Genomic DNA, 10,355 nt, shown 5'->3' on the forward strand with positions numbered 1-10,355 from the left:
ATAAAAAGACAGCTCAAGGTAAATCCTTGAGCTGTCTTTTGGTCTAGTATTAGTATTTCTTCCATACCCGAGGTGTCAAGCTTAGGAGGATCGGATAGATTTCCAAGCGCCCCATCAGCATGGTTAGGCACATAATGAACTTGGCGAAAGGGGCTAATTCGGCATAGTCTTCACTAGGCCCCAGAAGGTCCAGGCTATAGCCAATATTATTCAGCGTAGCGATGACCGCATTGAAGGCTCCGCTGAAACTCTGGGTGTAGTGGCTCAGGATAAAGAGCACCAGGCAGAAAACAGCCAGGTAAGTCATCAGATAAAAAGCAATCGACCGCTGGATATCATGGCTCACCCTTTTTCCGTCAAATTTGATGGGGTGGACCCGGCTAGGTGCTAGGACACGCCGGATTTCTTGGCGGATGGACTTGAAGAAGATCGCAATCCGGACGATTTTCAATCCTGAAGTGGTCGACCCGGACATGGCTCCTGTAAACATGAGGAAGAGCAGGACAATATCCGTCGTCACCGGCCAATTAGCGATGGAAACATTGGTGTAGGCGGTGGTCGAGTTAACTGATACCACATTGAAGAAGGCATCTTTCAAGGCTTGGAAGGGACTCTGGTAGAGGCCGTTAATATTGAGGAAGATAATCAAGCTGGCCAAGGCAATGATAGCCACATACCAGCGCAGTTCTTCACTGCGGAGTACCTGCCGCCACTTGCCGATATAGAACAAGTAAAAGAAGTTAAAGCTCATCCCGAAGATGAACATGGCAATGGCCATAACGAGGTCCACATAGTCGCTATTGTAGTGGGCAATGGAATTGCTATAAATGTTAAAGCCCCCTGTCCCTGAGGCCCCCATGGCTAAGAGGGCCGCTTCAAACCAGGGAACCTTTCCCAAGCGTAGGAGAACCATAACGACTAGAGTCATGACCAAATAAATGCTGTAGAGAATATTGATGGAGCTGGAGACCCGGGACTCAACCTTACCAAAGACCGGGCCAGGCAGTTCGGCCCGCATGACATAGACCCCCCTGGCCCCGAAATTCGGTAGAATGTATAGGATAAAAACCAACATCCCCATCCCACCAATTAAGAGCGTAAAGCTCCGCCAGAACATGAGGGCTTCAGGCAAAATATGGAGGCTGGAGCTGAGAACAGAGGCTCCCGTCGTGGTGAAGCCACTGACCGATTCAAAGAAGGCGTCGATAAAGTCCCCCACTGACTGGCTCAAGTAAAAGGGCAAGGCTCCAAAAAAAGAATAGAGCAACCAGATAATACTAACCAGTGCAAAGCCTTCGCGCTGGTAGAAGATATCCGAATCGGGCTGGCGGTAGGACAAGGCCAAGCCAAGGAGTTCACAGAGAGCAATGGTGATGACAAAGGCCCAGATGACCCGGGCAGGGTTGCCGTAATAGAGCCCTACTAAGATGGATGGAATCATCAAGAGCCCTAGGATCATCAGCAAACGACCGATGATAAAACGAAGAAAGGACGTATTCATGGCTAGGCTCGCTCACCCCTCTCTAAGATATCATCCAGGCTAAAGACATCCCGGCAGGAGGTAAAGATTAAGACATCATCCCCTGCTTGGAGCTGGTCGTCGCCGGATGGGATATGGAGTCGGTCCTGGCGCACAATCATTCCTAAGAGCACATGGTTTTTGATGGCCAGGTCTTTAATTGGCGCTTGGGTCACCCTGTCCTGGGCGCTGACTTGAAATTCCATAGCTTCCGCTATTTCCTTATCCACTGCCAATCGGGCATAGCCTAAGAGTGCACTGTTATTCTCTGGAATGGCCCGTACATGGCGGATAATGGCATCTGAGACTGATATCCGGGGCGAGACAATGACATCCAGATTTTCTGCATTCAGCAGCCGGACAAGCTTGGGTCGGTTAACCTTGGTAATGTTTTTCTTAACGCCTTCTTCATGGGCGAAAAGGGATAGCATTAAGTTTTCTTCGTCGGAATCGGTCATGGAAATGACAATATCATGGCGGTCAATCCGGTGTTCCCTTAAGAAGCGCTGGTCCGTTCCGTCGCCTAAAATAATCTCAGCCTGGTCAATTTCATCCGCTAGGAGTTCGGCTCGCTTGAGGTCTTTTTCGATTAATTTGACATGGATACCGCGCTTGTCCAGCAAGGGCACTAGGTAACGGTTGATCCGGCTTCCCCCTATAATCATTACCGACCGGTAGTTGGCCCGCTGCTTGTGGCCTGCGATATAGGCAGACTGGCTCAAAACTTCATTGGTTGCGATGATATGGATCTGGTCATCCTGGCGCAGGTAATCATCCCCGTGCGGAATAAAGACATGGTCCCCTCTCTCGACCAGACAGATCACAATATCACTTAATTTTTGCCGGACCTGGGCCACACTCCAGTTGAGGATAGGACTGTAGGCAGTCAGGCGAATCTGGAGGAGCTTGATCCGGTCATGGTAAAATTTTTCGACGTGAATAGCAGCTGGATAGTCAAGGACCGTAACAATTTCCTTAGCTGCTTCTTTGTCCTGGTTGATGACATAGTTAATCCCCAAATGCTCGCGGATGAAGTCTTCATTGGCCGTATATTCCCCCGAGCGCGAGCGGACAATTCGGTAGCGGGCGCCAATTTTTTCAGCTAAGATGGCTGAAATAATATTCACTTCATCCAAGTTTGTGACGCTGATAAAAACGTCACAGCGGTCCACATTGGCTTCCAACAAGGTATCTAAGTTGGTTGCTGTCCCGCAGATACCTTGTATATCTAGGACTTCAATTAACTTGTCGATGACTTGCTGGGACTGGTCGATTAAGGTGATCTCGTGCCCTTCCTTATTGAGAAGGTAGCATAATTCTTGGCCGAGTTCGCCTCCTCCAACCACCACAATTTCCATTTTTTTCATTACACAACCCCTATTTAAAACGAGGCTGGAGCTTTTTGTCCCAGCCTCGTTTTAATTCATGCAAACGCTCCTCTAAGCTTCTTCGAAAGCTTCAGTTAAAGGAGGTACAATTTGTTTTTTCCGAGATACTAAGCCTGGTAAGGCGATTTGAGAGTCAACAATTTTACCAGTAAAGGCTTTTTCAAAGTGTTCGACAAGGTCGACATTAGAAACTAACAAGCCTTCTGAATCATTGGTCAAGATATTAGTAACCACGAGGAAGAAGGCGTCATAGCCTTTTTCTGCGGTTTCTTTTTGCATAACTTGGAGCATGTCGTCTTTACGCTTGAGGACGTCATTGACATCCACCACGTTGACTTGGCCGATGCGGACAGAGTGACCGTTTAATTCGAAGGACTTGGCGTCGCCATCAGCGATTTCCAAGGCAGATTTTTCAGAAACGTCGGCCCCTGCCCGCAACATGTCGAGACCATAATCTTCAAGGTTGATTCCAGCAATTTCTGCAAGCTTGCTGGCTAATTTACGGTCTTCTTCAGTACAAGTTGGTGATTTCAAGAGCAAGGTATCAGAAATCAGACCAGAAAGCATCAAGCCTGCGATTTCCTTAGTCACTTCAACGCCGTGGACTTGGTAGAGGCCATAAATGACCGTCTGGGTACAGCCTACGGGACGAGCGGTATAGGCCAAAGGTGAAGCCGTCTCGAAATTAGCAATCCGGTGGTGGTCCACTACAGAATGGATTTCAACCTCACGGATATCTTCAGCAGATTGTTGGAATTCGTTGTGGTCCACTAAGGCCACGCGATCTGTTTCTGCAGCTACTTTCTTAACCACACGTGGGGCTTGGACAGAGAAATGCTCTAAAGCGAACTGGGTTTCTGGGTTTAAGTCGCCAAGAGCGATGGCTTCAGCCTCTTCACCCAATTGATTTAATAAATGACTGTAAGTGATAGCAGATGTAATGGCATCTGTGTCTGGATTTTGGTGTCCAAAAACAAGAATTTTACTCACAAAATCTCCTCTTTTCTAAAAAACTTCTGCCTCTATTTTATCATAAAAGCCGGCTTTAGGCTTAGAATTCTTCATAAACTGCTGGATTTTGTGCCCCGGTTCGACCATTGGGATGGTCCAAGCGAGCAATCTGGGCCATGTCGTTATCGTCAAGTTCAAAGTCAAAGACGCTGAAGTTCTCTTCTAGACGGTCAGCATGGCTCGACTTAGGAATGGGCATGGTGCCAATCTGTAAATGCCAGCGGAGGACAACCTGACCTGGTGTCTTGCCGCGCTTCTTAGCAATCTCTTTGATTGGATCTTGTTCCAAGATAGATTCAGACATTTTCTCGCTCCCCCGACCGAGCGGGCTCCAAGCCTGGGTCAGGATGTCGTGGCCTCTATCGTAGGCAATCTGCTTAGTTTGTTGAAAATAAGGATGGGTCTCTACCTGGTTCATAACCGGTACTTCCTGGGTCTCTTCAATTAAGCGATCGATGTGTTCAGGTAAGAAATTGCTGACTCCAATCGCTTTGACATAGCCGCGATTTTTAGCTTCAATCAGGGCCTGCCAAGCTTCGACATAGTGGCCTTGCTTAGGATTAGGCCAATGGATTAAGTAGTAGTCATAGTAGTCCAACTGGGCCCGGTAAAGGGATTCTTCAATGGCCGTCAGGGCTAAATCATAAGTGTGGTAGCGGCCTGGTAACTTGCTAGCGACTTGGATCTGGTCACGAGCCAAGCCTGATTCGCGAATGGCCTGGCCAACTGTCCCCTCATTTTCATAATTATAAGCGGTGTCGAGGTAGCGGTAGCCAATGTCTAAGGCAGCCTTGATGCTGTCCACACCGGCCCGACCTTTAAGCTTATAGGTCCCTAAACCGACTTGGGGGACTTGGTCACCGTTACGCAAAGTATAGTATGGAATAGTCATTTGGATCCAATGCCTCCTTTGAAATCATCAGTATCAATCTTTAGCCCCAGTATAACAGGTCTGTTTAAGATTTGAAAAGTGAAAGCTCTAGTCTTCTGCCGCTAGCAAGTCCAAATCGATGAGGGGGGTCACGCGCATAAGCTCCCCTTCTTTATCTTCATCGACCAGGGCTTTGCCATTGGAATAGCGGTCCGCAATCGGTGCGTCAACGGCTCGGATTTGTTTGAGCTGACCATTGGCGCAGTATAGTTCAAAGAGGTCTTGGGTGGTCGCTACCGGATAGGCAGCGAGCAAGCGGTGAGGCTTGGTCTTCAATTCCTTGAGGACCACGAGTCCCCGTTTGGCCCGGCCAAGACTGGCAATCTCTTCCCAGCGCAAACGTTTGGCGTGGCCTCTTTGGGTGAATAAGATAATTTGCGCCTGGTCGTCCACTTGGTCCTGGTAGACAGCATTGACAACCTGGTCTTTGTCTTTGAGGTTAATGGACTTCACCCCTTTGGCACGGAGACCAACCTGGTTGATTTCGTCAATGCTATAGCGCAGACTGAAGCCAAATTCAGTAAAGATAATGATCTGGGCTTGGCTCTGGTCTGTCTCATCAGATACTTGATAGACATTGACGACTTGGTCCATGTCGTCGGAGAGGGTCATGGCGACGGCTGAGCGCTTCTTATAACCTCTAAATTCTTTAAAATCAGCTAATGGACTTTGCTTAACCATGCCTGCCTGGGTAATAAGCAAGATATTATCTTTGCTATTTTTGTCGTAAGGGAGCACTTTAATAATTTTTTCATCATTAGCAAAGTTAACCCTTTGCGATATGTGCTCTCCTAGGTCCTTCCACTTGAGCTCTTGAAGTTCATGGACAGGTTGGAAGATATAATTGCCTTTGTTGGTGATTAAGATCAATTGATCAAGTGTAGAATGTTCAGCTAAGTACAGGACATGGTCGCCCTCTCTTAGTCCCAGGTCTTCTAGCTCAGAAGACCGGTAAGAACGCAAACTAGTTTGCTTGACATAACCATAATTGCTGATGACTACCATGACCTGCTCTTCAGGAATAAGGAGTTCCTTTTTAATCTTAATTTCACTGATCTCATCCTGGATCTCACTACGCCGGGGATTGCTATAGGCTTTTTTGATGGCCTTGAGCTCGTTTTTGATGACCTTGAGTAAGACCTTGGGCTGACTCAAAATCGTTTGGTAAGAAGCAATGGCTTCATTTAAGCTGAGTTTTTCTTCCTGGAGGCTAGTGATATCGGTATTGGTTAGCCGGTAAAGTTGGAGGTTGACAATGGCTTCAGCTTGCTTGTCAGTAAAGTCAAACTGCTCCATAATATTTTGCTTGGCGTCCTTCTTGTCCTTACTCTGCCGGATAGTTTGGATCAGCTCATCGAGGATGCTGATGGCCTTGATTAAGCCATCGACAATGTGCAAGCGCTGGGAGGCCTTGTCGAGATCAAATTGGGTCCTCCGGGTGACTATTTCCTTACGGTGGCTGACATAGGCTGACAGGATATCCTTCAAGCCCACTTGCTGGGGCCGGAGCTGGTTAATGGCTACCATATTGAAGTTGTAATTAATCTGCAAGTTCGTATTCTTATAGAAATACTGGAGGATGGCATTGGCATTGGCATCCTTCTTCAACTCGATAACAATTCTTAGGCCGTTGCGGTCGCTTTCATCGCGGATCTCACTAATGCCCTCAATGCTCTTATTGAGCCGGAGTTCGTCCATCCGTTTGACCAAGTCCGATTTGTTGACTTCAAAGGGAATTTCATCGATGACAATCTGTTGGCGGCCCGAACGCAGGGTCTCCATGCGGTGCTTAGACCGGACAACTACCTTGCCCCGACCTGTTTCATAGGCCTTGCGGATTTCATCCTTGCCTTGGATAATCCCACCTGTCGGAAAATCTGGACCGGGTAGAAAGTCCATGAGCTTGTCTAAGCTAGCCTTGGGATGGTCGATAAAATAATTAGTAGCGTCAATGACCTCTCCCAGATTGTGGGTGGGAATTTCCGTCGCATAACCAGCAGAAATTCCCGCTGCTCCATTGACCAATAAATTAGGAAAGCCGGCAGGTAATACGGTAGGCTCTTCTTCCGTGTCGTCAAAGTTGAGCATAGTTTCAACCGTCTGTTTGTCCAAGTCGGCCAAGAGTTCATCGGCAATCTTAGATAAACGGGCCTCGGTGTAACGCATAGCAGCTGCTGGGTCGCCGTCCATCGAGCCGTTATTACCATGCATCTCGATTAAGACTTCCCGGTTCTTCCAGTCTTGGCTCATCCGCACCATGGCATCATAAACCGAGGTATCGCCGTGGGGATGGTAGTTACCGATCACATTCCCGACTGTTTTAGCAGACTTACGGAAATTATGACTGGAGGTATTGCCATCCACAAACATGGCATAAAGAATCCGCCGTTGGACAGGCTTGAGCCCATCGCGAATATCCGGTAAGGCCCGGTCTTGGATAATGTACTTGGAATAGCGGCCAAAACGGTCCCCCATTACATCTTCTAGAGATAATTCTTGAATATCAACTGTCATGCACTAAAACTCCTCATCATCAAATAGACTCGTTTGGTCAGCTTCTAGACCAGCAGACTGGTCAGCCAGTTTACTGGCCAATTCTTCTTCCATTTCTGGATCGCTCTCCTGGCTAGCGGCCTCTAAGAGCTTGTCCTCTTCATCCATAGTAAAGGCAACATTTTCTTCAATCCATTCCCGTCTAGGGGCTACCTTGTTCCCCATCAGGACGGAAACCCGCTTCTCAGCTAGCGATTGGTCATCCAAAGTCACCCGGATTAAGGTGCGGGAGTCAGGGTTCATCGTCGTTTCCCATAATTGGTCAGCATTCATTTCCCCCAGCCCCTTGTAGCGTTGGAGGGTATAGCCCTTACCAACTTCCTTAGTCACTTGGGCGAGCTCCTCATCGGTCCAAGCATAGCGGATTTTTGCCTTTTTCCCCTTGCCTTTAGATACTTTATAAAGAGGAGGCATAGCCAAATAAACCTTGCCGGCTTCGACTAAGGGCCGCATATAGCGGTAGAAGAAGGTCAAGAGGAGAACTTGAATATGGGCCCCATCTGTATCCGCATCTGTCATGATGATGACCTTATCATAGTTAGCATCAGCAAGTTCAAATTCTACCCCCACGCCGGCACCAATGGTATAGATAATAGTATTCAATTCTTCATTCTTTAAGATATCCTGCATGCTGGCCTTTTCCGTATTTAAGACCTTGCCCCGGAGCGGTAGGATGGCTTGGAATTTCCGGTCCCGCCCCTGCTTGGCTGAACCTCCCGCTGAATCCCCTTCGACTAAGAAGAGTTCATTACGATTGGCATTTTTACCTTGAGCAGGGGTCAGCTTGCCGGATAGGAGGGTTTCTCGTTTGCGGCTCTTCTTGCCCTTGCGGCTCTCTTCCCGGGCCTTGCGAGCAGCATCCCGGGCCTCCCGAGCCTTCAAGGCCTTGCGGACCAGGTGCTGGGCCGATTCTCCGTTCTCTAGAAGGTAGATGCCCAACTTCTCATTGACCATCGCTTCCACACTTGACCGGGCCTGGGGTGTTCCTAGCTTACTCTTGGTCTGCCCTTCAAATTGCAGGTATTCTTCCGGCACATGGATGGATAGGACAGCCGTGAAACCTTCGCGCACATCAGTCCCTTCCAGGTTCTTTTCCTTGGGTTTGAGCAGGTTGGTTTTCCGCGCATATTCATTGAAGGCCTTGGTAAGTCCGGTCTTGAGCCCTGAAACATGGGTCCCCCCGTCCGAAGTCCGTACATTGTTGACAAAGGATAGGATGGTTTCGGAATAGCCATCGTTGTATTGGAAGGCGAGTTCCATCTCGATTCCGCTCTCGGCTGCCTTGTCTTCGAAATAAACAGCTTGGTGGAGGGCGTCCTTGTCTTCATTAAGATATTTGACGAAGGCGACAATCCCCTCTTCATAGTGGTAGCTTTCTTCGAAGTCCTCTCTTTCATCTTTAAAATTAATTTTTAAGTTCTTCATTAAGAAGGCTGATTCGCGCAAGTGTTCTTGTAAGGTCTTGCGGTCGAATTGGGCCTGGCCAAAAATTTTTTCATCTGGTTTGAAATGAATCTTGGTTCCTGTGGCCTTAAATTTAATGGACTTCAAGTGGGCCTTACCTGGCTTACCGCCGTCCTTGAAAGCTTGCTTATACTCTTTTTGGTCACGGTGGACGGTAACTTCTAGTGATGAAGAAAGTGCGTTCACGACAGAAGAGCCAACCCCATGCAAGCCACCTGAAGTCGAATAGCCGCCACCTCCGAATTTCCCTCCGGCATGGAGGACGGTTAAAATAACTTCTACCGTGGGCCGGCCTGTCGCATGTTGGCCGATGGGCATGCCTCGGCCATTATCTTGGACAGTTACAGAATTGTCTGGGTGGATGCAGACGTCAATTTCATCGCAATAGCCAGCTAAGGCCTCATCGACAGAATTATCTACAATTTCATAGACCAAGTGGTGGAGGCCCCGGCTATCTGTTGATCCCACATACATCCCCGGCCGTTTTCTGACGGCTTCCAGGCCTTCTAGGACTTGGATTGAACTTTCATCATATTGTGCTTGCTTTTTGGTCATCTTAAGCATGTCCCCTTTAATCCAATTATTATCATTCATTTCATCGCGTCTCAAAAAGACATCTTTTACCATCTTACTCGATTTTTGCTGAATTCACAATGCTTGTTTCACTTGCCTAGTCCTTGGCCTCTTTTGAATTTTTTTAATCAAGGGCGGTCGGAATAATGCTATAATATAGACATGTCAAAAAAGCAGGTGAATATATGTTATTAAATTTATTACTTCTAATTGTTGCTTATCTTCTTGGCTCAGTTCCTTTCGGCCTACTGATCGGTCGGGTCTTCTATCAGACTGATCTCCGTGACTACGGCTCAGGCAATATCGGGACCACCAATGCCTTTCGCGCCCTGGGTAGGACTGGTGGCTTATTCGTTTTTGTCTGCGATATGCTCAAAGCAGGTCTCATTGTCCTCATTTCCCAGAGCTTTACTGCCTTTACTTGGCATCCCCTGGTTTATGGCATTGCGGTTATTTTGGGCCATAGCTTCTCGATCTTTCTCAAGTTCAAGGGAGGTAAGGCCGTGGCTTCTAGCTTCGGCATGGGACTCTTCTACGCGCCCCTGATTTCCCTTTTGGGAATTGGCGCCTTCTTCTTAGTCCTCTACTTCTCACGCATGGTGAGCTTAGCTTCAATCAGTGGTGTGTTGACGGCTTTGGTCTTGTCGCTTCTCTTTACTAGCGATCATTTCCTCCAACTGATCTTAGTCATTGTATGCTTGATCGTTATCCTCAGGCACCGGACCAATATTGAACGCATCTTAAATGGTAGCGAATCCAAAGTTCCTTTTGGTTTTCGAGCCAAAAAATAAGAATATTTTTCCAAATTGTATAGATGAGCATTCCTTCCGCATTGAAAGTGATCATTAAAGAGCCGTCGAAGACTTTCAGTCTTCTCTGTCCCTTTGCTCCAGAGGTCTATTTCTCCCGCTAGCCT

The 10,355-nt window shown here is 47.8% G+C and carries 7 protein-coding genes; 1 reads left to right on the forward strand and 6 read right to left on the reverse strand.

All coding sequences use genetic code 11. The features are described 5' to 3' along the window. Positions 1 to 49: 49 nt before the first annotated feature. From HMPREF2626_RS02620 to parE, 6 genes are all read right to left on the reverse strand, one after another. The gene (locus HMPREF2626_RS02620) at positions 50 to 1,501 is read right to left on the reverse strand and encodes a TrkH family potassium uptake protein (RefSeq protein ID WP_070617098.1); all 1,452 of its coding nucleotides are present in this window, start codon (positions 1,499 to 1,501) and stop codon (positions 50 to 52) included. A 2-nt stretch (positions 1,502 to 1,503) separates the two neighbouring features. Next, the gene (trkA, locus tag HMPREF2626_RS02625; RefSeq protein ID WP_083294303.1) at positions 1,504 to 2,886 is read right to left on the reverse strand and encodes a Trk system potassium transporter TrkA; all 1,383 of its coding nucleotides are present in this window, start codon (positions 2,884 to 2,886) and stop codon (positions 1,504 to 1,506) included. Between the two features lie 72 nt (positions 2,887 to 2,958). Beyond that, the gene (locus tag HMPREF2626_RS02630) at positions 2,959 to 3,897 is read right to left on the reverse strand and encodes a manganese-dependent inorganic pyrophosphatase (RefSeq protein ID WP_070617100.1); all 939 of its coding nucleotides are present in this window, start codon (positions 3,895 to 3,897) and stop codon (positions 2,959 to 2,961) included. Positions 3,898 to 3,958: 61 nt separating this feature from the next. Beyond that, complete coding sequence (locus HMPREF2626_RS02635; protein ID WP_070617102.1) at positions 3,959 to 4,810, reverse strand: aldo/keto reductase; 852 nt, start codon at positions 4,808 to 4,810, stop codon at positions 3,959 to 3,961. A gap of 87 nt (positions 4,811 to 4,897) precedes the next feature. Continuing rightward, positions 4,898 to 7,363 (reverse strand): DNA topoisomerase IV subunit A, encoded by a 2,466-nt coding sequence (gene parC, locus HMPREF2626_RS02640; protein WP_070617104.1) that lies wholly within the window; start codon positions 7,361 to 7,363, stop codon positions 4,898 to 4,900. A gap of 3 nt (positions 7,364 to 7,366) precedes the next feature. Further along, positions 7,367 to 9,421: a DNA topoisomerase IV subunit B gene (gene parE / locus HMPREF2626_RS02645; RefSeq protein ID WP_070617141.1), complete on the reverse strand. Its 2,055-nt coding sequence runs from the start codon at positions 9,419 to 9,421 to the stop codon at positions 7,367 to 7,369. A 203-nt stretch (positions 9,422 to 9,624) separates the two neighbouring features. Here parE and plsY point away from each other — a divergent pair, with 203 nt between their 5' ends. Continuing rightward, positions 9,625 to 10,230 carry a glycerol-3-phosphate 1-O-acyltransferase PlsY gene (gene plsY / locus HMPREF2626_RS02650; RefSeq protein ID WP_070617106.1) on the forward strand — a complete coding sequence of 202 codons (606 nt, stop codon included), beginning with the start codon at positions 9,625 to 9,627 and terminating at the stop codon, positions 10,228 to 10,230. Positions 10,231 to 10,355: the final 125 nt, after the last annotated feature.

The sequence above is a fragment of the Aerococcus sp. HMSC062A02 genome (assembly GCF_001809535.1).
In the GTDB taxonomy this organism is placed as follows: domain Bacteria; phylum Bacillota; class Bacilli; order Lactobacillales; family Aerococcaceae; genus Aerococcus.

Bases quoted from the DNA above. Each gene is read 5' to 3' on its own strand.
- HMPREF2626_RS02620 (WP_070617098.1), bottom strand. From the start codon at position 1,501: ATGAATACGTCCTTTCTTCGTTTTATCATCGGTCGTTTGCTGATGATC.
- trkA (WP_083294303.1), bottom strand. From the start codon at position 2,886: ATGAAAAAAATGGAAATTGTGGTGGTTGGAGGAGGCGAACTCGGCCAA.
- HMPREF2626_RS02635 (WP_070617102.1), bottom strand. From the start codon at position 4,810: ATGACTATTCCATACTATACTTTGCGTAACGGTGACCAAGTCCCCCAA.
- parC (WP_070617104.1), bottom strand. From the start codon at position 7,363: ATGACAGTTGATATTCAAGAATTATCTCTAGAAGATGTAATGGGGGAC.
- parE (WP_070617141.1), bottom strand. From the start codon at position 9,421: ATGACCAAAAAGCAAGCACAATATGATGAAAGTTCAATCCAAGTCCTA.
- plsY (WP_070617106.1), top strand. From the start codon at position 9,625: ATGTTATTAAATTTATTACTTCTAATTGTTGCTTATCTTCTTGGCTCA.